General features: G+C 46.7%; 18 protein-coding genes and 1 pseudogene. 6 read left to right on the top strand and 13 right to left on the bottom strand.

The annotated features are described in order from the left end of the window. Positions 1-10: 10 nt before the first annotated feature. Together nikB and SB752_RS15260 are read right to left on the bottom strand one after the other, a co-directional pair. Complete coding sequence (nikB, locus tag SB752_RS15265) at positions 11-934, bottom strand: nickel ABC transporter permease (protein ID WP_410716482.1); 924 nt, start codon at positions 932-934, stop codon at positions 11-13. A gap of 74 nt (positions 935-1,008) precedes the next feature. Further along, a complete protein-coding gene (locus SB752_RS15260; RefSeq protein ID WP_410716481.1) occupies positions 1,009-2,652 on the bottom strand; it encodes a glutathione ABC transporter substrate-binding protein in 1,644 nt (547 codons plus the stop codon). A gap of 248 nt (positions 2,653-2,900) precedes the next feature. Here SB752_RS15260 and SB752_RS15255 point away from each other — a divergent pair, with 248 nt between their 5' ends. Continuing rightward, positions 2,901-5,015 (top strand): sigma 54-interacting transcriptional regulator, encoded by a 2,115-nt coding sequence (locus SB752_RS15255; RefSeq protein WP_410716480.1) that lies wholly within the window; start codon positions 2,901-2,903, stop codon positions 5,013-5,015. Next, positions 5,008-5,883 (top strand): succinylglutamate desuccinylase/aspartoacylase family protein, encoded by an 876-nt coding sequence (locus SB752_RS15250; protein WP_410716479.1) that lies wholly within the window; start codon positions 5,008-5,010, stop codon positions 5,881-5,883. The genes SB752_RS15255 and SB752_RS15250 overlap by 8 nt, the downstream gene beginning before the upstream one ends. Positions 5,884-6,060: 177 nt before the next feature. Here the strand turns inward: SB752_RS15250 and SB752_RS15245 are convergent. From SB752_RS15245 to SB752_RS15235, 3 genes and pseudogenes are all read right to left on the bottom strand, one after another. Further along, positions 6,061-8,330 (bottom strand): annotated as a pseudogene (locus SB752_RS15245) (ATP-binding cassette domain-containing protein). 124 nt (positions 8,331-8,454) lie between these two features. Further along, the gene (locus SB752_RS15240) at positions 8,455-9,636 is read right to left on the bottom strand and encodes a DNA glycosylase AlkZ-like family protein (protein WP_410716478.1); all 1,182 of its coding nucleotides are present in this window, start codon (positions 9,634-9,636) and stop codon (positions 8,455-8,457) included. Between the two features lie 251 nt (positions 9,637-9,887). Next, complete coding sequence (locus tag SB752_RS15235; RefSeq protein ID WP_410716477.1) at positions 9,888-10,430, bottom strand: cupin domain-containing protein; 543 nt, start codon at positions 10,428-10,430, stop codon at positions 9,888-9,890. A gap of 128 nt (positions 10,431-10,558) precedes the next feature. Here SB752_RS15235 and SB752_RS15230 point away from each other — a divergent pair, with 128 nt between their 5' ends. From SB752_RS15230 to SB752_RS15215, 4 genes are all read left to right on the top strand, one after another. Continuing rightward, positions 10,559-10,864 (top strand): hypothetical protein, encoded by a 306-nt coding sequence (locus SB752_RS15230; protein WP_410716476.1) that lies wholly within the window; start codon positions 10,559-10,561, stop codon positions 10,862-10,864. A 302-nt stretch (positions 10,865-11,166) separates the two neighbouring features. Next, complete coding sequence (locus tag SB752_RS15225) at positions 11,167-11,547, top strand: YmaF family protein (RefSeq protein WP_410716475.1); 381 nt, start codon at positions 11,167-11,169, stop codon at positions 11,545-11,547. A gap of 283 nt (positions 11,548-11,830) precedes the next feature. Beyond that, complete coding sequence (locus tag SB752_RS15220) at positions 11,831-12,250, top strand: DUF1259 domain-containing protein (RefSeq protein ID WP_410716474.1); 420 nt, start codon at positions 11,831-11,833, stop codon at positions 12,248-12,250. A gap of 52 nt (positions 12,251-12,302) precedes the next feature. Continuing rightward, the gene (locus tag SB752_RS15215) at positions 12,303-12,722 is read left to right on the top strand and encodes a DUF1259 domain-containing protein (RefSeq protein WP_410716473.1); all 420 of its coding nucleotides are present in this window, start codon (positions 12,303-12,305) and stop codon (positions 12,720-12,722) included. 167 nt (positions 12,723-12,889) lie between these two features. Here the strand turns inward: SB752_RS15215 and SB752_RS15210 are convergent, their stop codons facing one another. The 8 genes from SB752_RS15210 to SB752_RS15175 all read right to left on the bottom strand — a co-directional run bounded on the left by SB752_RS15210 (position 12,890) and on the right by SB752_RS15175 (position 21,634). Continuing rightward, on the bottom strand, positions 12,890-14,497 hold the full coding sequence (locus SB752_RS15210; RefSeq protein WP_410716472.1) for a GMC family oxidoreductase: 1,608 nt from the start codon (positions 14,495-14,497) through the stop codon (positions 12,890-12,892). A gap of 140 nt (positions 14,498-14,637) precedes the next feature. Continuing rightward, positions 14,638-15,474, bottom strand: a complete 837-nt coding sequence (locus SB752_RS15205) for a TIM barrel protein (RefSeq protein WP_410716471.1) — start codon at positions 15,472-15,474, stop codon at positions 14,638-14,640. A 164-nt stretch (positions 15,475-15,638) separates the two neighbouring features. Continuing rightward, the gene (locus tag SB752_RS15200; RefSeq protein WP_410716470.1) at positions 15,639-17,402 is read right to left on the bottom strand and encodes a M28 family peptidase; all 1,764 of its coding nucleotides are present in this window, start codon (positions 17,400-17,402) and stop codon (positions 15,639-15,641) included. Positions 17,403-17,424: 22 nt separating this feature from the next. After that, positions 17,425-17,814: an aspartate/glutamate racemase family protein gene (locus SB752_RS15195; protein WP_410716469.1), complete on the bottom strand. Its 390-nt coding sequence runs from the start codon at positions 17,812-17,814 to the stop codon at positions 17,425-17,427. A gap of 91 nt (positions 17,815-17,905) precedes the next feature. Beyond that, entirely contained in the window at positions 17,906-18,661 is a 756-nt protein-coding gene (locus tag SB752_RS15190) for an aspartate/glutamate racemase family protein (protein WP_410716468.1), read from the bottom strand. Continuing rightward, entirely contained in the window at positions 18,658-19,689 is a 1,032-nt protein-coding gene (locus tag SB752_RS15185; protein WP_410716467.1) for an ABC transporter ATP-binding protein, read from the bottom strand. Before SB752_RS15185 ends, SB752_RS15190 begins: the two co-directional genes overlap by 4 nt. Further along, positions 19,668-20,690: an ABC transporter ATP-binding protein gene (locus SB752_RS15180; RefSeq protein WP_410716466.1), complete on the bottom strand. Its 1,023-nt coding sequence runs from the start codon at positions 20,688-20,690 to the stop codon at positions 19,668-19,670. Before SB752_RS15180 ends, SB752_RS15185 begins: the two co-directional genes overlap by 22 nt. 8 nt (positions 20,691-20,698) lie before the next feature. Further along, entirely contained in the window at positions 20,699-21,634 is a 936-nt protein-coding gene (locus tag SB752_RS15175; protein WP_410716465.1) for an ABC transporter permease, read from the bottom strand. Between the last annotated feature and the right edge of the window lie 5 nt (positions 21,635-21,639).

Here is a 21,639-nt window from a genome sequence, read left to right as displayed (position 1 = left end):
CTTCTCCTCGTTATTCGTAGCGAATTTGCGGATTTAAAAGTCCGTAACTGATGTCGACTAGTAGGTTCACCACCAAAAACTGCACGGAAAAGAGCAGGATCAACGCCTGGATCACGGGATAATCACGCGTCAGGATAGAGTCGATCAAATAAGAGCCCAGACCTGGCCAAGCAAAAACCTGCTCCACAACGACGGCACCACCGAGCAAGAAGCCAAACTGCAAGCCGGTCATAGTCACGACCGGAATCAAGGCACTACGCAACACATGTGTCAACACGATGACCCATTGATTTTGCCCCTTCGCCCTTGCCGTACGAACATAATCCTCTCGAAGTACCTCCAAAATGCTGGAGCGCGTAAACCGTGCGATGATGGCTGCTACGCCTAGACCCAGTGTCAGGGAAGGCAAGATCAGATGAGAAATCGTTCCACTCCCACTCGTCGGAAACCAGCCAAGCTGCACCGCGAAAATTTGCATGAGCATAAGGCCAAACCAGAATTCCGGAATGCTCAGGGCGGTGATGGCTGACACCATGCCGAGCCGATCTAGCAGCGAGTTTCGCTTGACGGCCGATAGGATTCCCACGATAAGCCCAATCACCACCGCCCAGACCATGCTGGCGAGGGTCAGAAAAAGTGTATAGGAAAAGCGACGCAGGATCTCATCGGACACATTCGACTTCGTGCGATAGGAAATGCCGAAATCTCCTTGGGTGACGATCTTGCTGACATAACGCGTATATTGCAGGTAAAGCGGATCGTTGAAGCCTTCTTTTTCCTTGAGCTTCTGGTACGTTTCCGCATCGATTTCATTGCCGTACAGCACGCGGATTGGGTCTCCGGGCGTCAGGTGGACAAATAAAAACGCAATAATGGAAACAACGATCAACATAGGCACCATGCCAGCCGTCCGCCTCAAAATAAATGACAACAAGAAGCTCACCTCTTTAGACAACCGTTGCGGGCAATCGAGCTAGCCTGCAAAACTTGCCCGCAACGTATTGGGTCTTATTGCTTTTCGGCGGTGTTAACGATCACAGTATCACTAGGCAGCACCATCACACCGTTAACAGAAGTTGTTTTTGCAACGATGAGGTCAGGTACATGCAGGAATACCCAAGGCGCGTCGTCGTAAATGATTTTTTGCACCTCAGCGTACTTTTTCATCGCCTCATCCTTGTTCGCTGTCATGATCGCTTCGTCAAGTAGCTTATCTACCTGTGTATTGCTGTAGAAGCCAGAGTTATTGTTGTCAGGGGCAAAACTTTTCGTATGAAAATTCGGACGAATGCCATAATCTACTTCCCCTGTTCCTGGAGACCAGCGGCCAATCCAGAGATCGGTTCCTTTTTCGTGGTCAAGCATATCAAACAAAGTGCCGCTCTCGTACGCTTGGACCTTCGCCTTAATACCTACCTTGCCAAGCTGCATCGCGACATTTTCGGCAATCGCGATGAACTCGCTTGAATTTCTGGTCCACAGTGTTGCCTCAAAGCCATCCTTCAGCCCTGCTTCTTCAAGCATTTTCTTGGCTTGGTCCGGGTTATACTCATATACCTTTTGCTGCGAATAGCCGTAGGTGTTCGGTGCGATTGCGGAATCAGCCACAGTCCCATAGCCGTCCAGAACGCCACCAATCAATTCATCCTTGTTCACGGCATAGTTCATGGCCTGCCTTACTTTCTTGTCCTGATATTTTTTCAGCTTGAGGTTCATTCCGACATAGTAGACGTTTAGTGAAGGTGCCTTGTATACGTTGAAGTTTTTGTCTTCGGCAATCTCCTTGGCGTTCAAGGTCGGCAGCTTGGTGATGATGTCCGTTTCTCCGGCTTTCAGCATATTAATCCGCGTGCTAGCTTCCACGACCGGCTTATACACGATGCTTTCCGCTTTGGCAGCCTGTTCCTTGTTCCAATAGTTAGCAAACGGTGTAACCTTCACGTGCTGATTCTCTTTCCACTCTACAAATTGATAAGGACCTGTGCCTACCGGATTGCGGTCAAGGTTAAAGGTGGGATCAGCTTTTTTCTTTTTTAGAACCTCCAATGATTTCATTGACGCGGCGGGATGGGCCAGATACGAAATCATCGTCGAATTTGGAGCATTGGCGATGATTGTCACGTGTGTCGGGTCTTTGACCACGACTTCCTTGATAAATGAGAAAAAGCTTCTTCTTGCCATGCCATTTTTTTCATCCAGTACGAAATCGAGGTTGGCCTTCACCACTTCCGCGTTAAACGGGGAGCCATCATGGAAGGTGATTCCTTCGCGCAAGGTGAAGGTGATTTCCGTTGCATTCTCGTTCAACTGGTATTCTGTCGCCAGAACGGGCACAGGCTGCATTTTGTCCGTAAAGGTGAGCAAGCCTTCATACATGGATCTCTGTACAGTGATGGAGTTTCCATCGGTTACGTTTTGCGGATCGAGTGAGACAGGCTCTGCCTCGACTGCTAACGTGATCGTTTTATCCACTGCCTTTTTCTCTGTCTGTGTAGTCCCTGTTGCTGTACTGGTTGCTGGTGTCGCGGTGTTACTCGTGCCTCCTGTGTTCGTATTGGGCTTTGCCTGTTCTGCAGGCGCAGAACAAGCGGCGAGCATCCCGACAACGAGCATACAGCTCAGGCCGCTAAGTAACCTTCTGTTCTTTTTCAAAAAACATCCCCCTCCTTTATGTGCAATACATAGACAAGTTCATTCAACCTGTCATGGTTCCTATCTTAAGCAAAGAGTATGCCAAACTGGAAAATAGTGAAGAAATGGTTCGGTTGTATTTTAAATTTTCTATATTTTGTGTACAAATCACTCTTTCCCCTCCTATAATGGTTAAAAATAACGTGGAAAATTATAACCATTTATCACCATTAACCACCATTTCATGCGAAAGATTCAGGGGGTTTACGATGCACGCCAAAGAGATCATTTTATTGACCGGTACGATGGAAACCCGAAAAATGCTTGTCCGCCAGCTCCAAGACGTGATTGGCGATTTCGTACGCATTCACTCCTACTCCTATGATGAAGGAATTCCGCAAGTCTTTCACAACCAGCTCATCATTCTCTCCACCTCTGCTATTGAGGAAGAAACGGCTCCTTTTATCGGAAGCGGCTGTACGGTTGTAGTCGCCAAGCGGACGGTCAATTTTGAGCACATTGACAAGCTGTTGTTTCTACCAGAACAGACAAACGCCTTGTATGTAAATGATGCTCCAGAAACGGTCTATGAATCTATCGAAACCTTGCTCCAGCTAGGGATTAACCATATCAACTATATCCCTTTCTACCCAGGCAAAAAAAACATTCCCGAAGTGGAGATTGCCATTACCCCCGGGGAAGTAAGCCTGGTCCCCTCTTTTATTAAGGAAACCGTGAATATTGGCCCGCGACTAATAGATATCACGACAATCATGACCATCCTTCAGCATATCGGTCTGCTTGCACAGAAGGGTGACATCGTATCCGAGAAATACATACGGAAAATCATTGACCTCAGCAAAAAGTTGTCCAAAACGAGTAAAGAGTCAGATCGGTTGAACAAGCATCTCAAGCAAGTATTGGACGGGGTAAACGACGGAATTTTGGCAGTCAACAGCAAGGGTGTCATTACCGTGTTCAATGAAAACCTACAGAACATGCTAGGCATGTTTCCTGCAAAAGCACTCGGTAGACATCTGCGAGAGGTGTTTCACAACTCCGAACTCGTTTCATTTGTATTTAACAACTCTGCGGAGGAATCCGGTTGGTTTTCCGTCCTGCATTCCGATGTGATTGTCCACCGCTTTTATTTAGAAAATGAGGGCGCAATTGTTGCCACATTTAAAAATGCGCACGAAACGATTGAAATGGAAAAAACGTTTCGACGCGAGCTGGTGAAAAAAGGCTACATCGCCAAATACACGTTTTCTGATATACGTGGGGATAGCCCTGCCATCGAAAAGTGCAAGCAGATCGCTGGCAAAATCGCGAAAACAAATTTGACCGTGCTGATTGAAGGAGAAAGCGGAACGGGAAAAGAGCTGTATGCGAGCGCTATTCATAATGAATCACTGCGTCGGGAGGGTCCGTTTCTCGCAGTCAATTTCAGCGCACTTTCCGATGAACTGGTTGAAAGCGAATTGTTCGGCTATGAGGAAGGTGCCTTCACTGGCGCCAAAAAAGGAGGAAAAATCGGTCTGTTTGAACAAGCGAACGGCGGAACGATCTTTCTGGACGAAATCGGGGACATCTCTTTAAAGCTGCAAGCCAGACTGCTTCGCGTTTTACAGGAAAAAGAGATCATGCGGGTCGGGGGAAATAAGATTATCCCGATCGATGTACGCGTCATCGCTGCCACCAACCGAAATCTATTGTCCATGATCGAATGTGGAACATTTCGGGAGGACCTCTACCACCGACTTAAAATCCTGTTTATTCATTTGCCTGAGCTTCGCAACCGGAAAGAGGACATCCCGCACCTTGTAAAGCACTTCCTCTCCCAAAGCGGTAGGAGCCACATCCAGCTCCTCCCCGAGGTGATGGCACGATTAATGCAATATCATTGGTACGGGAATGTGCGGGAGCTGAAAAACACGATTGATTATATGCTTGCCGTTTGCGAAGGGACGTTTATCACCATGAATGATATCCCGAATGAAGGCTTTTTCCAGCGGAAGAGTCAGAGGGAGCCACTGATGACTGCGAGCCTAGTATCAGAAACAACAGCCGTCCCCCTCCCACCGGTAGAAGAGCTACCTGTGGATCATGAGGAATTCCTGTTTATTTTGAAATTGATTCATTCGTTTAACCAGAAGGGGGAATCGATTGGCCGAAAAAAAATTGCGGAGAAAACCCAAGAATGGCACAAGGATTTATCGGAGCAGCAAATACGCAGCCGCTTGAAAGCCCTTGAACAACGGGGATATGTCGTTACGACCAGAGGCAGGGCCGGAATTAAGTTGACCAGGCCAGGAGTGGACTATATAAACGTTTCATTACATGCAAATACCAGTAAAGAAATGGAGGTTTTCCCTCATGCGTGAGGTCATATTTGAGCAAACAAGCGTCACTAGCTTTTCAGTATATGAATTTGGTAACGGAAATGGACCTAGCATTACTGTAACAGCTGCTATCCATGGCGATGAGCAGACGGCTGTTCACGCTGCTATGCTGCTTATGAAGGAGCTTGATCAACAGACGATCAACGGCCGCGTGAAAGTTATCCCGATATGCAATCCCGCTTCTTTCCGAAATAGAACGCGCGTCTCCCCTTTTGATGGGATTGATATGAATCGCATTTTCCCTGGCCAAGCTGAGGGCAGCCCCACCATGCAATTGGCCCATGCACTCTGGCACGAGACGCGCGATGCCGAATATTTGATTGATCTGCATTGCATCGGTGCTGGTGGTACCACCTATACACTCGCACTCTACAAGGAATATCCGGAAATACGGGAGCTTGCAGAGTCGCTATCTCTCCCGATCGTCATCCAATCAAGCGGAGTCAGAGGACAGTTGTTCGTTGAATCGTGCCAGGCTGGTCAAAAAGCGTTGATAATCGAATTGCCCGCGGGTCAACCGGGTGGCATCATCGATATCCCTGCTGCTGAGGAATGCTGCCGAGCTATCATCCGCAGCCTACGCCATCTTGGCTTAGTGAATGCCGCTCCCCCCGGTTCCTCCGTTGTTTTTTACGACGAGATCACCACATTGACTGCACCTCATCCCGGGTTATTTATCCCTGAGGCTACCGCTGGTGAGACGTGTGCGGAAGGAGATCTTTTGGGTACGTTTGAAGGAAGTCCGATAATTGCTCCCTTCTCCGGTGTCATTACAACTGTTAGTCCGCCACGTTACTGTTTTGTCGGGGAGAGTTTGGCTGGGATAGCACCTTTGGAAAAAAGCCAATAACCCTCCCCTATTCGGTCATTCCTGCCCGGGCTTGAACCTGAAAAGACCAAGGTAAAATGGACAAGTGAAAGAGCGGCTGTTTCTCGGTACTCGACCGGAATCAGCCGCCCCATTTTTCTGGAAACGAGTATATGATGCCACGAGCTTGACTGATCACCGAGGGAAAGCAGCCCTGTTCTAGTTTGATGATGGCAACAAGTATCTTCCAGTGATCGACTGCTTGGCATGAATGATCTGCGAAGGTGTACCCTCGAACACCACCTGGCCGCCTTTACTACCCCCATCCGGTCCCATATCGATAATCCAATCTGCTTGACTGATTACCTCAAGGTTGTGCTCGATGACGATCACCGTATTGCCAGCATCCACGAGGCGGTTCATGATCCCCAGAAGATGACCGATATCTGACATATGCAGGCCAGTTGTCGGCTCGTCCATCACGTAGATGCTTCCTTTCTTATGCAGCTCGCTTGCCAGCTTGATGCGTTGGCATTCTCCACCCGAAAGCGTGCTGAGCGGCTGTCCGAGTGTGATGTAGTTAAGCCCCACATCGCTCAGTGCCCGAAGCTTGCGCACAACCTCTTTGAGCTCGAAAAAAACCAATGCCTGCTCCACCGTCATCTCCAAGACTTCTGCAATAGACTTGCCGTTTAGCTTGTACGAGAGGACCTCTTCCTTGAACCGTTTTCCTCCGCATACTTCGCATGGCAGCTTGACGCTATCGAGGAATGCCAGGTCAGTATACACACAACACCCAGACCTTGGCAGTTTTCGCAAGCTCCCTTGGAGTTGAAGCTGAACAAGCCCTGGTTCACTTTGTTCGCGGAAGCAAATGCCTTGCGTACATCATCCATAATCCCCGTATAGGTCGCTGGATTCGAGCGTGTTGACACCCCTACCGCCGATTGGTCGATGACGATCGCATCCGAATGCTGGCTGAGGAAAACTTCGTTGATCAGTGTACTTTTACCCGAGCCAGCAACACCTGTAACCACGGTCAGTACTCCAGTTGGGATATCTACACTCACATTCTGCAGGTTGTGCAGCGTGGCATGCTTGATTGACAGCTTGCCGGATGACTGCCTGCAATCATTCTTCAGCTGGAGTGGCTGTTTCATATGGCTACCTGTTAGTGTGCCTGATTCGAGGAGTCCATTGTAGCTGCCTTCATACACGATGGAACCGCCGCGATTGCCAGCATGAGGGCCGACATCAACGATATGATCCGCCACCTTGATTACATCGGGATCATGCTCCACGACAATCACGGTATTACCCTTGTCGCGAAGCTTCTGAAGCAATTCATTTAACCGATGTACATCACGGGGGTGCAAACCAACGCTCGGCTCATCAAAAATGTACGTGACATCCACAAGGCTACCACTCAGATGCTTCACCATCTTGACACGCTGCGACTCGCCACCCGACAACGTATCTGTCTCACGGTCCAGCGTCAAATAGTCAAGCCCGATATCCACCAGATGCTGTAAACGCTCTGTCAGCGAAGTGACGACTGGCGCAGCCACTGGATCATCAATCTCGCGAATGTTGCGGATAAGCTGTCCGACCTCCATGGAGGACATTTCGGCAATGCTCAGTCCATTAATCCTGCAGCTAAGCGCGGCCTGACTGAGTCTGGCGCCGTGGCAGCTGGGGCAGGGACCCTCATTGATGTACGGGGCAACTGCTTTTTGTGTTCGCTCAGACTTCGTCTTCACATCTTGCTTGATGTATTTGTTTGTGAACTTCTCGATAACGCCTTCGACTGTAATATTCGTCGCTTTACCGGCGAAATCCATCTTCACTTTTCGCGCCTTGCCGTACAGCAGCTCTTCCAGTTCCTCAGCCGAATAATCGCTCAGCTTTTTGTCTGGATCAAAAGACCCTGACTGCACGATCATCGTCCAATCCCAGCTTTCTACCTTATAGTCCGGGAGCATAATTGCCCCTTCATTTAACGACTTTGACATGTCTATCGCCTTGGTCATGTCGACGCCTAATTTGCGACCGATTCCGTTGCACTCAGGACACATGCCGTGTGGATCGTTAAAGGAGAACATGTGCGCTTGTCCTACGTAGGGCTCGCCCACTCGGGAGAAAAGAAGCCGAAGAATGGGAGCGATATCGGTAATTGTGCCCATCGTGGAATGGGAACCGCCGCCAAGCCGCTTTTGATCTACAATAACAGCCATGCTCAGATTCTCAATTGCGTCCGCATCCGGCTGCGGATAGCGTGGGAGGAAAGTGCGCACGAACATGCTGAAGTTCTCATTTAATAATCGCGTAGATTCTGCGGCGATTGTATCGAAGACGATTGAGGACTTTCCAGATCCAGATACTCCAGTAAAGATCGTGATCTGCCTCTTGGGAATGCGCAAGGATACGTTCTTGAGATTGTTTTCCCGTGCACCCGAGATGACGATATACTCCTGATTAGCTCCGCTCATGCTACCATCCTTTCTGTTCATATGATTTTCATCGGTATTCACATTTTACCATTCTTCGTGCTTTTAGAGTCGGGCAGCATAAACCTGACTTCGGTCATTCTTTACCTGTTTGTTTTCTTCCCAACTACAGCTTGATTGATATCGTTTCAGGTAACTTTACATGATCTGCCCCAAGCTGTTTTGCAAATAAATGCAATGCTTCCATGATACGCGTTTTACGATTGTTTGACCAAAAGACATCTGATTCAAAAAAGAGTAATTGAACATGCAAAGTACCATTCGCTCTATCAAAGAGAGGATCAATCCGTCCGATCAAATTCCCATCTTCCAAAATTGGCATTACATATGCCCCATACATTCTTTTTTGTTTTGGTGTATAGATCTCCCAGCGATAATGGAAATCATACAAGTCTACCAACCGTTCTCTATACCATAGCAGTGAATCAAGCGGCGAAATAAAATGGATTCCTTCAGGTATCTCCAAAGATTGGCATTTTACGAGTTCAGGTAAATCCTCGGTTAATATGGCATACGAGCGTTTAACACCCTCAATACTCACTTCCGTAAAGGTGTTGTTTGCTAGGAATTCCTGATGCATTTTTTTGCGCCTTGGCGCCGTACTTTTGTGTTGCCAACCATACCGAGCATCGTCTGCACTAAATATTCTGTAGGCTCGTGCATACTTTTTTAACAGAGCATGAGAGCGTTCTTCGCTGCTTTGTTCATGTTCTTGCTGTAGTAAGGAAAGAGGGATTGCATCTTCTGTTCGAGCAAAAAAACGAGTTGCTCCTTCTCGCCCCACTACTTGAATTTGTCCTGTTTGAAACAGCATCGCTAGAACGTGGGAGGATTCCTTGGTCTTTTCTTCCGTTGTATCCCATCCTGCACGAACTTTATTTTCACTTGCAAACGCATTTGATGGGAGCGGCCCCTCATTCGCTAATTTTGATAAAATATCGGCTGTGGTTGAAGCATACCGATTCAATTCTTCTTGAGCTCTCAATCTCATTTGTGTTCGAATGTCTGCAAAAAGCGGGTAGTCATTCATGGGCAAAATACACGCTGCCTGTGCGAAATACTCGAAAGCTTGACCATTCTTTAGGGTACTGTTCAAATCGAGAGGAGAGAATGATGGTAAGCGTAATGCCGCCACTAGATGATGATTTCGCTCAACCGTATTAACTGGATCAAGTTGAATCGCTTCTAAGCATTGCAGAAGTTCACAGAAGTTGGCTTGTTGTAATTCTGGATAAATGAGTCGACGTAATAAAAATTGTTTAGCCGTTTGCTTCGTTATTTTTATCATCAGATCAAGCCCCACTTTTTCAGATTAAACTACGAATCTCTTTTCGGTATGGTGTCGTGGAAAAATACTCTGTTTTCCGAGTATAAACCATAGTTGTCCTACTTAAAAACATCTTTCGCACCCGAATCATATACTGATCGAAAGCTGCTGAAGGATTCTCTTGTGATTGAACAACTAGCTATGCAAGCTCAGAGCAAAAAACCACCTTATGGCAAAGTGGCTTTTTGCTGTGTTTTCATTTTACCCTTCAGTTAAGTGTGTTCCGACATCGCTTCAGCTTTTATTACATGCACTGTTCCAAAAGGATGATGAGGAGGGGCATAAATGACGTAAACCTTGAGCGGTGTGTTGCCAGTGTTGATTACATTATGCCATGTTCCTGCAGGCACCATAATTGCGTAGCCATCATATGCCATTTCTTGAAAATCTAAAGAATCCTTGCGAGGTCCCATTTGAACAAGTCCCTGACCTTGTTCAATTCGTATAAATTGATCCGTTTCTGGATGAACTTCCAAGCCGATGTCATCTCCAACTTTGATGCTCATGAGGGTGACCTGGAAGTATTTACCTGTCCATAATGCAGTTCTATAGTTGTTGCTCTCCTTAGCCGCTTGATCGATATCTATCACCAAAGGCTTTGGACCATAATCCTGTAGAGGAATGTGGGTACTCTCGCCCCATCTGTTATTCCAATTTATCTGATAAGGGTTCCAATAATTATCCCAATTGTAGCGAAGCCATTGTCCATACATAGGATGATCCCACTGATAATAATGATTTGCATATCGATACATGTCGATACTCCCCTCTGTATTGTTTTACAGTGTATCCTATGTAGACGCCTACTTCTGGGGAAGTAAACTACTCAATAATGGGCAACTCAATATGGTGAATATTTTATCTGAAACATTAGCGGACAAGAATGATCTTTCACAACCTGATTAACGAATTGCAAGGAGTCTATCAGAAAACAACGCTACTTACGGTGGCAACTACTCAGGATGTCATGGTCATATGGTTTGACTCGGTCGTTGCACCTACCATTTTACTACTAGGATTTGGCGTGGGTTTGTTCTTGGGGGTCATTCGGGGAAAAATGACCTTTTTTCGAAAAAATCCTGTAACGGGCAAATGGACAAAGAAAAGTTCATGGGCTGCTTATCTGATGTGGATTGCCGTATTCATCCGGCCCGGGCCTAAACTCAAGTCATTCCCCCCATCCACATAAGATAGTTAGCACAATAAAAGCAGTGACAGTCTAGGTGTTTCGATCCTAGTCCGTCACTGCTTTTTTATTCAAATCCAATAAATGACAGTTTAAAGTCATCCTTTATCCCCTCTTTTCAAAATAGGCTTACCCAACTTTGCTGTTTTAGGCTTAAGCCTATTTCAAGCAGCTGAGTAAATACATAGGCATACATCATCATGTGAAATCTCCAGAAGTCGAAACTTGGGCAACTCTTCCTTAACATTGTTACTCCCCCCATCTCCCTAAACTCATGAAAATTCATTTAGAAAAGAGGAACATCAATGCGAATACCTGTAACAGGATTTGTAATCGAATCAAGTGGATTGGGTTCTGAACACTCTCACACATTGTATATTTCGTCCTGGGATGGTAGACCTGTCCACACTCACGCTTTCTCAGGATGTACTTCATGTGACGATGGTCACTCGCACTATTATGCAGGAATGACGGAGCCAGCCCCGACAGGAGTACCTCACGTTCATAAGTATTATACAGTGACAGACTTGAGCGATGGTCATACTCATCGAATCAAAGGAACAACCGGTCCTGCCATCCCATTACCAAGTGGTGGTCATTATCATTATTTCGAGGGATACACGACCGTAGACGGAAGACATCCACACTCCCATATGTATCGGGGAAAAACGAGTGGTGACGAATAGCTTTCTTTTATGCAAACGGCTTCGATGAGAATTCATCAAAGCCGTTTGTTTGTTTGCATGTCCGTGTGAAAATAGCTGCATCTTCGTTTGCAAGAGATTGCTAGTTTTTATTCCTGATGCTTTTATACATGGATTTCTATGTAATCTAGTGCTATTAAGAACAAGTTAACCAGGATCTCAACGAAAAGTGGGTCCTTTTCAATTGAAAAAGCAGGTTTTTAACCATGTCCCTTTTTTCGGTTCGTCATAAGATAATTCGGAATTGACAAAAAGGAGGATTACTATGGCGAAAAATGTGAAGGTTAGCCCGCAATTCAGAAGACTCTGTACCCAATTTGGAAGAATATTAGGTGGCGAATCGGAAATTGACCAAGGACCAGTTTGTTTCGTCATGCGACTTACCAATCTTCGGGAAACAATCCTGGGAAGACGAACCCTTTCCCCTTTGGTTCGGGCTCAAATGTTTTCGTTCGAATCCTTAGATAAGTCTGGTCGTGCACTTTGTTTGGGCGAGACTGCCGTTCACCAAAATCAGGTGAACCGTTTGATGTCAAATCTTCGTAAACGTGGGATAAAAGTGACGGCACTTCACAATCACTGGCTGAAAGAAAACCCGCGCTTAATGTATATGCATTGGGAAGCCGTAGAGAATCCTATCGTATTCGCCAGGAAAACCAAAGCATCCATTGCTTTCCTGGGTTAACTTGGTGGCGTCATGAAGTTACATTTTCATCATAATCGAAAGGATGACGAATATGGCCAAAGTGAATACAAGTCCTCAATTCAGAAGACTCTGTAACCGATTTTCAGCCATTTTAGGTGGAACAGAGCATGAAATTACAAGAGGTCCCGTTTGTTTCGTCTCCAGAAACAGAAAATTCAATGCATCCATTTTGGGTAGAAAAACCACCTCCCCATTGATCCGGTACCAACTATTCTCATTCGAATCCCTAAATAGTTCAGGACGTGCACTATGTTTAGGTGAAACGGCTCTTTTCCAAAACCAAGTAAACCGTTTACTGTCAAATCTTCGAAAAAACGGGATTAAAGTAACAGCAGTCCATAATCACTGGCTCTTTGACAACCCACGTCTGATGTATATTCACTGGGAGTCGATCGATAATCCCATTGCATTCGCTAGGAAAGTGAAACGTTCTATTGCTTTCTTGGGTTAATCATTAGCTTGTTGATGTCTGATCCAATAACAGAAACAGCGGCAGACGTAGAGGTCGTAATATCGTTCTAGACTGCCGCTCAGTTTTGACCCGCTAAGAACTTTCAGGCGATAGTGTTAGACAATTGGTCAAGGCATTTCCTCGGGAGTGCCTTGTTTTACGTCTTCTCATTCATTCGCGCGTTTTTTTTTCAATAGCTGTTGTGCAATTGTATGTCCGATAAGGTAGGCTGGTGCAGACGTGTTACCATCCACCGTGAATGGAATAATCGAATCATCAGCAACAATTAGGTCTTTTACTCCATGGACTTGACCGTGGCTATCCACCACTCCCCCCTTGTTAAGGGGCGCCATGCGAAGCGCACCTTGTTCATGATGATTATGGTCAAAATTATTTTTGATAAACTCTTCCAGCTTGCGATTATTATTGATAATGTCTAGTGTCGGAGAAATAAGCTGGTATGATCGGTCGATCAAAGCTAACTGTGCAGCGATCTTCTTGATATATATTTTATAACAGTTTTTAACTGCTTCAAGATCAGCGGGATTTGTAAGATAGCCTTCATCAGCCAGCACAATTTTCAACGGATCATTGCTTTGTATTTTTATGGAACCACGGCTTTTTGGTTTTAGGAAAAGGATAGCTATTTGCAGTTTCCCTTTAGAGCCAATTCCGATTAGTTGCACGGCACGACGAGTTTTATTTGAGCCTGGCGTGGGATCAGGCAGGAAGGCACCACCTGAATAAAGCGCATTTGGATCATCATCAGGTAATGGGTTATCTTTCGGATTGGCACTGAACACTGCAAAGTTGAGCGTGTGGTTTCTAATGCCTTTGCCCACGTTGGAGTTGGCATAAACAATAGGGATTTTTGCGTCCTTTAGCATTTTCGCTGGACCGATTCCAGAAAGCATTAAAAGCTGAGAACTGTTGATGCCTGCTGAAATAATTACTTTTTTCCGCGTGTAGGCTCGCACGCGTTTACCCTCTTGAAGAAATTCTACGCCAATCGCTCGCTTATTCCTAAATAAAACCCGCAGAGCTGTAGATTTGAAGGAAACACTCAATTTTCGACCATTGACTCCTTGACCTCCAGAAGTCATGATATCTGATGATAAAAAGGCTGTGGAAGCACTTTCTCGCCGTCCACTGGGCTGTTGAAATAATTGCCATCGCGTAAAAGGCCCTAGTGGGGTCTTCGGGTCATTGTAGTCGAGAATTTTTCGAAATCCTGTTGCTTTCTCGATGGCTGACACTAACTTTTTTGACATTGCTGTTGGATTTTCCGGTGCTTGCCGAATGTCGATCCTACCCTTATAGCCATGTGCATTGCTATTGTTTGTCTTCCCATTGTAATTTTCCATTTTTCGGAACCCATTAATTGCGTTTTTTGGTGACCAGAGAGGTCCCAATAACTTTTCCCATTGCCGAAAAACGGCTGAAGTCGGTCTTACATACTGCTGTGTGTTAATGGAGGAGCCTCCACCCAATAATCGACCGGTCGTCCATTCAAAACTTCGTTCATTTACTTCTTCCTGCGGTATTCCTTCTCCTTGCCAAAAATATTGAGGAAAATAAAGCTCCTCAAGCTCTAAGGCATACGTTGAGTTGCTAATTGGCGTGTCCTTATCATTATTTTCTCCTGCTTCCAATACGAGAACAGATGTTTTTTTATCGTCCGTTAGTTTCTTTGCGATAACAGACCCTGCAGGTCCGGTACCTACAACAATGTAATCATACATTAATTTCGCATTCTTCTGCTTATTATCGCTCATTCGATACTCCCCTACATGAACTGTTTGTATCCCATTAACTCAAAGACATTCTAGATGGATAGAAATTGGGTTAATGTAGGGTATTATACATTCGTCTCGGTGGTGAATGTTGGTGGACTCAGGGTACCTTTCATGATTGTCTAGCAGTCAGTTCCACTCGACATCACCATATTTTTCGTCCAGGTATATCCTTCATAAACAAACCCTCTGCTTGGGTTGCTATGTGGTGTATGTTCAAAAATGAAATTTACTTCTTTGCATTGTGATAAAAAACGCAGAATAGGTGCTAGCTTGTATTGCTCTCCGTTATTTTCATGACTCGGATGTACAGGAATCCAAATGTATTTATCGCCTTGATAGGCTACATTGTGCAAATGAACGATCTTGATGTGTTCCTTCCACTTCTCTACATATTTTACGATTCCCTCACCTGTTGCGATCAAATAATCCCCAATGTCTATACAGAGCTTCAAGGAATACTTTTCCCATTTTTCTAACGGAAAAGAATCAAGATATTGAATTCCTTTCGCAGAACGGCCAAGCCCTAATTTCGGTTCACAGATAATCGGAATCGCGTATTCGTTTTGGATGCGACTCAATTCTTGCAATCCCTCTTCAATTAAGTCAGTTGCTTTTTCAGTGGATTCACCTGTGAAGTAAGGAAAATGCACCAACATATATTCAGCACCTAAACGTGACAATAACGCGGCTTCTTCCTCTACCTGCTTTCTGGCGACCAGAGGGTCAAATGAAACCTTTTCGAGTAAGTCGTATTTACTTCCATTTCGAAGTAACGGCGAATGAACACCAAACGGAGTTTGTTTTTCTCTACAAAGATCTAGGAAAGCATGGAAAGCTGATTCACTCGGAAATTCCCCAATTTCAATGAGGTCAATATCGTCCCAAAACAGCTCATTGAACTGCTCAGGATTCGTTAAAATGGTACTTCCAGATACACCAAATCTATGCTTGTTCAATTTTTATTCCCCCCAGTTCTAGTCCTCCGCCCTGATTCTACCATACCTACCTAATTTTCATCCCTATCATTCTAAAGCGAAAGAGGTCGAGAAGAAAGCAAAAAAAGACCCGATCATCGAGTCTATCGGGTCTTCGTTCCCTTCTCTTTTCTTGGACTTCGTAATTAGCTGCGAATGATTCGCTTCGCTTCTTTTAAAGCCCACGCCACTCGGTTTTGACCACGTCTTAGGTGATTAATCGTTACATTGTACAAATGCGAATCCGGTGCGAGAGTTTTCAATGTCGTAGCTGGTGCGATATCTGGCAGCTTGGGAACATCGAGAGCCGGGTCATGGCGGAATTTGCCACGACGAGAGAAGTTGATGGTAATCAGCGTCCGTCCGAGCTCCTGCAGCTGTTCATTCGCTTTTCTAACCTGTGGATCGGTCACTTCCGTATTTACCAACTCTTCGATCGCTTGGTAATACGAATCGAGCTCTGCACGCAGATTTTGTGCCTCCGAAAGTGCGATTTCGAAGCTGAAATGACTCCCTGCTGCTTCCTGATAGGTTTGGATGGTTTCCATGAATTCGTCTACCGTATTGCGGAAATTGTACGGTAGAATCGAGGCATTGACCACGCGCAGGATGGATGCGGTGTATATCTTGATGTCCTTGAGCAAAATGTCCAAATCTGCCACATGCAGCAAATCCTCTTCTGTATGCCATTCGATGTTTGCACCGCAGCCGCCAACAGGGTAATATCCTTTTTCCTTTAGCAGCTCCTCCGGCATGCTTGAGGAGAGCATGTAGAAAGAAGTAATCCCGATATTATTGAATGAGTAGTCTCCAGCACGAGAAGGTCTGCTACCTTTCGAGCTCTGTTGCACCGTATCCAGGATCGCTCCTTGGCACAGCTCATTTACTTCGCTCATCCATTCACTGTAGTCGTACGAAGTAGCCCAACGGCAGCCTGGTGAATCGCAGTTTACTTGCGCGACACAATTGGCATCCAGATCGAGACCGTATGTGTCCGCAAACCAGGTAGAGCCCGCATAGCGTCCTGTAGAATGACCTGGCCAAATTGCGATCCGCAAGCTGCGCTTCAGCTTGTCGCGATGCTTGAAGAAAACGCGTGCCATTTCCAGCATCGCTGCGTCCCCGGTGGTATTGTCACCGATCCCTACATGCCACGAATCCAGGTGTCCATGAAGCAAGACGTATTTCTCTGGCTCTTCTGTCCCTTCGATGAAAATGTCGATGAGCGGGCAGGCAAACCATCCTTTTTTGTGAGCCGTTTGGAATTCGACCTGGACACTACCTTGCTTGCATAACTCGATCAGCTCATCTCCATCTGCTCGGTTGATGGCAAGCGCAGGGATTTTTGGCTCTTGATCAATCGTATCCAGATCAGGGGCTCCCCAAATTGTTGTGCAAATTCCGTCATGGATGTTTTTACCCGGATTAACGAAGATTGCACCAAGTACCCCAAGCTTGTCAAATGAGGCTACTTTTCCTGGCATGGCGAGACCTTCGGTAATGACCACCTTTCCTTTCAGATCACTCGAATCTACACTAACCTGTGAATGAAACACTTCTTGCATGTCTGCCGCATGACCGGATGGGACATAAACAAGCTCTCCGCTCAACCATTGATCGCCTGTGGATACAGCGAATGCTGGAGTTTTTGCGCGAATTTCCTTTACCGTCGGGCTTGTCACTTTGACGCCTGCTCGTACAGGAACACTCAGATACAGCTCTGGATGATGAACCTTATGCTGCACTCCCCATTTCTCTAAAAAGCTGACGAGATGACCAAAAGCACTACGCTCATCTTCACTGGATGATTCACGGACAAGAGTGCTGAACCTCTCCAGGATAACCTTTGAAGCATCCAGATTGATTTCATCCAGGAGTGTTTTTTCCGTATCTTTATAAGTAGTTGTCATTTAACTCTCTCCCAACGTGGATTTATTTACCTGCGGATAGCTTTGGCGGTACGGAAATTGCTGCTTTTGATTGCTTCAAGCCGCAGCATGCCAAGGATTCAGCGAGCTTCAGTGCAGCTTTTGCCGGATTGATCACAGGGATGCCAAGCAGCTTCTGCATCTCCTCTGCGACTTGCAAAAATGCCATAGACATGCAGCCTAGAACAAGTACGTCCGCACAGTCTTTGTCGATGGCTTCCCGCCCGATACGAACGAGCTTTTCCAGCGTCACCTCCCGATTCGCAGCCAGATCTAATACAGGTATATTGACAGCTCGGACGGACGCGATCTTACTCGCAAGCCCTGATTTCTGAATCAATTCACCCACCTCTTCATGCGATTTTGGCGCTGCTCCGACATAGGCTATCTTCACCAGCGCTTCACCCCTCTGTCATTTACCATGGCAAGTCCGAAACTTTTAATCTTACTCGTCTAGACATTCACTTCTTTCGTCCGTTGCAAGTTCAAGAACGGCTTACCAACAGCTCATCGAGTGATTTTACTTTTCCACTGGACAGCTTTGGCGGTAAACCAAATGCCTTCTTGGAATGAACCAGCTCGATCGACACGAGGGCTTCCGTCATTTTCAAAGCGATTTTGGCTGGGTTGATAACAGGAATGCCTAGCGCTTCTTGCATTTCTTCTGCCACATTCAAAAAGCCCATAGACATGCACCCTAGAACAAGTACGTCAGCGTGATCCTTCTCGATGGCCTCCCGTCCGATGCGAACGAGCTTTTCCAAGGTCTCCTCACGATTTGTGGCCAGTTCCAAAACGGGTATGTTGACAGCGCGCACGGAGGCCAGCTTGTCAGTCAATCCCGACCGGGCGACTAACTCATGACTCGAACCAATCATGCTGTCTGCAACCGTGAGCAAGGTGAATTGATGCCCAAGCATGGCGGCTGCATGAAAGCTGCTTGCAGCAGGACCAACGACAAGCATACGCGTGGTGATCTCCCGAAATGCATCGAGGCCCGGGTCACCTGCACAACCGAGGATGGCGGCATCATAGCCTTCCTGTTCTAGCTGGTACATGATCTTGGCTACGGGAGGAATGGACAAGTATTCCTCATACATCGATTCGATGGACGCTGGCCCCTCTTGTACCGTGACGATTTCCACATTCGTCCCTGGAGCTGCCCAAAGCTTTAACATTTCGCCTCTGCGAGTGGCTTCCGCTTGATCCATCGGGCCTGGCACGACATACATGATCTTCATATCACATGCTCCTCTCTGTCTGCCTTTCTTTCCAAATAAGGTGTAACCATGTGGCAAGCAACGATTTGACCGGTATCGGCTTGTCGCAGCTCAGGTGTCTTCTCCCGGCAGATAGCCTCGGTATAGGGGCATCTGTCCTGGAAATGACAGCCTCTGGGCATGTTAATCGGGCTGGGCACATGATTTTTTATGCGAACCTCCTCCGGCTCCTCATCTGGATCGGGAGAGGGTACTGCTGCTAGCAAGGCCTGGGTATAGGGATGCTTGGGCTTGTGCAAGACGCTCATGGTATCTCCGATCTCAACGACTTTTCCCAGGTACATAATCGCCGTTTGCTCGCACATATAAGAGATGAGCGATAGATCGTGGGAGATGTAGACCGTCGTAAGCTGCAGACGCTCTGTCAAGGCTTTCATCAGGTTGAGAACGCCCGCGCGTACAGAGACATCCAGCATGGATACCGGCTCATCCGCTACCAGAAAGATCGGATCTACGATCAATGCCCGTGCCAATACGACCCGCTGGAGTTGCCCCCCGCTCATCTGGTGGGGATACTTTTCAAAAAAGGTTTCCGCAGGAATCAAATTGACTTGCTCAAGTGCCTGCTTAATAAGGAAAACCCTCTCTTCGTTTGTACCGATGTTGTGGACGATCAGTGGCTCCAGCAAAGAGCGAAAAATCGTGAATCGAGGGTTCAAGGCCTCAAATGGATTTTGAAACATCAATTGCGCCTGCTTGCGAAACTGCTTGAGCTCTTCCTTCCCTTTTAGATGAGTGATGTTTTTGCCGTTGAATAAAAAAGTTCCAGAAGTGGGCTCATATAGCTTCAAAAGCATCTTGGCGGTCGTGGTTTTCCCGCAGCCGCTTTCACCGGCAATACCTAGAGAATGTCCTTTGGGAATACGAAAGCTCACATCATCAACTGCCTTTAACACGCCACCGCCTACTCCGCTTTTGCGAAACAAATGCTGCCTTGCTTCAAAATGCTTGGATAACCCCTGCACTTCTATGATGGGATTTTCTGCCATGTACCCACCTCCTTGGCCATCTGCTGCAGGGTTGCGATTTCGTTCAAACGATGACATGCTGCAAAATGACGATCGCCCACAGGAACAAGCGATGGTTCTTCATGAGCACACGTTTCGAGTTTGAACGGACAACGTGCAGCAAATCGGCATCCTTTGGGTGGATCAACCAAATCTGGCGGAGAACCCTCAATCGAAATCAGTGTATTTTCTGTTTTCTTCAAGTTCGGGAATGCATTGGCTAGTCCCATCGTGTACGGATGCATCGAGTTCTTCAGTACTTGGGAAACGGGACCAATTTCAATGATTTTCCCTGCATACATTACCGCCACATCATCACATGTCTCCGCTACGACAGAGATATCATGTGTAATCATCACCAGCGTGAGGCCAAGCCCTTTTTTCAAAGTTTTCAGAACACGGAGCACTTGATTTTGCACAATCACATCTAGTGCAGTAACGGGCTCATCCGCAATGACAAGCTTTGGACTTAGGGCAAGCGCGAGTGCAATCATCGCCCGTTGCTTCATTCCTCCTGAAAATTCGTGCGGATAGTATCGTAGTCGCTTTGTATCCAGGCCAACCATGGTGAACAGATCATGTGCTCTTTTCGTTGCCTCCGCGCGAGATAGCTTGCCCTTTAGCATCAAAATTTCCAAGAATGAATCGATGACAGGATATACGGGATTGAGCGAGTCCATCGCCGCCTGTGGTATGAGGGATAAATCCTTCCAGCGAACCTGGCGAATTCTCGATTCGGTCATTTGGGTCAAGTCACTCCCATCAAAAGTGACGGAACCTCCGGCAATGCTCCCATTTCCGGCGAGCACGCGAATAATGCCTTTCACCAAGGTGCTTTTGCCGCAGCCGCTTTCCCCCACAAGCCCCAGGCTTTTACCTTGATCAACTGAGAAGGAAACGCCATCGACAGCCTTGCTCATACCTCGTGACGTTTTGTAGTAGATTTTCAAGTCGTTTACTTCCAATAACGACAATGATTTCACCCCCTTGGTTATTGATTCTTCAACCGAGGATACAAGATTTCTTCAGAGCCTCTTCCTATATAGAAGCCAGCCATGACTGTCAGCATGATAAATATGCCAGGTGGAATAATCCACCAGTACGCCTCGCGACTTAATGCCTGGGAAGCATACGCATCATTGAGCATGAAGCCCCAGCTCATCATGGCAGGGTCACCAAAGCCGAGAAAGCTCACTGCCGCCTCCGTCAAGATAGCCCAGCCCATAGCAAGTGATCCGTACAAAAAGGAAAGCGGAAGAATGTTGGGAGCTACTTGCACGAATAAAATACGCAAATCAGAAGCACCCGAAATTTTTGCGGCTTCCACAAAGCTGCGTTCGCGTACTGAGAGAACCTGGGAACGTATGACACGAGCCGTATCCCGCCATAACAGCAGCCCCATCGCCAGGACGATATTCCAGACACTCGGTCCTAAGAAAGCGACTAAAACGATGACGAAAGGTTCAAACGGAATACCGAATGCAATATCCGTAATCCGCATGAGCACACCGTCTACGCGACCTTTATAATAGCCTGCGAACAGGCCGACAAGAGTACCTACGACTACTACGAAAAATGCAGCCGTCAGCCCTACCATCATCGCGGGCTTAGCTCCATAGATGAGCTGGGAAAAAATATCTCGTCCCATGTTCGTCGTCCCGAGCCAGTGCTCAGCAGAAGGCGGTTGATTAAACGCCAGTTTTCCGTTGTGCTTGATCATCTCATGTGGATCATAGGGCGCAATGAGTGGCGCGAACAGCGCGATCAAGATAAAAAACAGGTAAATGACTGCACCCGTCATGCTAAATGGATCGTTTTTCAAAAAACGGTAGACACCCGCAAAATTCTTTGCAAGGATCGTCAGCACACTTGTTTTCCGATAAGCGACTTGTACGGAGCTTTGCCCCATTCTTACGTCCGTGTTCATTCCAC

The organism is Brevibacillus sp. SIMBA_040 (genome assembly GCF_046535075.1).
In the GTDB taxonomy this organism is placed as follows: Bacteria; Bacillota; Bacilli; order Brevibacillales; family Brevibacillaceae; genus Brevibacillus.
This window is presented reverse-complemented; position numbering and strand designations above follow the sequence as displayed.

Coding starts and splice junctions, on each gene's coding strand:
- SB752_RS15255 (WP_410716480.1), top strand. CDS start 2,901: ATGCACGCCAAAGAGATCATTTTATTGACCGGTACGATGGAAACCCGA.
- SB752_RS15250 (WP_410716479.1), top strand. CDS start 5,008: ATGCGTGAGGTCATATTTGAGCAAACAAGCGTCACTAGCTTTTCAGTA.
- SB752_RS15240 (WP_410716478.1), bottom strand. CDS start 9,636: ATGATAAAAATAACGAAGCAAACGGCTAAACAATTTTTATTACGTCGA.
- SB752_RS15235 (WP_410716477.1), bottom strand. CDS start 10,430: ATGTATCGATATGCAAATCATTATTATCAGTGGGATCATCCTATGTAT.
- SB752_RS15230 (WP_410716476.1), top strand. CDS start 10,559: ATGATCTTTCACAACCTGATTAACGAATTGCAAGGAGTCTATCAGAAA.
- SB752_RS15225 (WP_410716475.1), top strand. CDS start 11,167: ATGCGAATACCTGTAACAGGATTTGTAATCGAATCAAGTGGATTGGGT.
- SB752_RS15220 (WP_410716474.1), top strand. CDS start 11,831: ATGGCGAAAAATGTGAAGGTTAGCCCGCAATTCAGAAGACTCTGTACC.
- SB752_RS15215 (WP_410716473.1), top strand. CDS start 12,303: ATGGCCAAAGTGAATACAAGTCCTCAATTCAGAAGACTCTGTAACCGA.
- SB752_RS15210 (WP_410716472.1), bottom strand. CDS start 14,497: ATGAGCGATAATAAGCAGAAGAATGCGAAATTAATGTATGATTACATT.
- SB752_RS15200 (WP_410716470.1), bottom strand. CDS start 17,402: ATGACAACTACTTATAAAGATACGGAAAAAACACTCCTGGATGAAATC.
- SB752_RS15190 (WP_410716468.1), bottom strand. CDS start 18,661: ATGAAGATCATGTATGTCGTGCCAGGCCCGATGGATCAAGCGGAAGCC.
- SB752_RS15185 (WP_410716467.1), bottom strand. CDS start 19,689: ATGGCAGAAAATCCCATCATAGAAGTGCAGGGGTTATCCAAGCATTTT.
- SB752_RS15175 (WP_410716465.1), bottom strand. CDS start 21,634: ATGAACACGGACGTAAGAATGGGGCAAAGCTCCGTACAAGTCGCTTAT.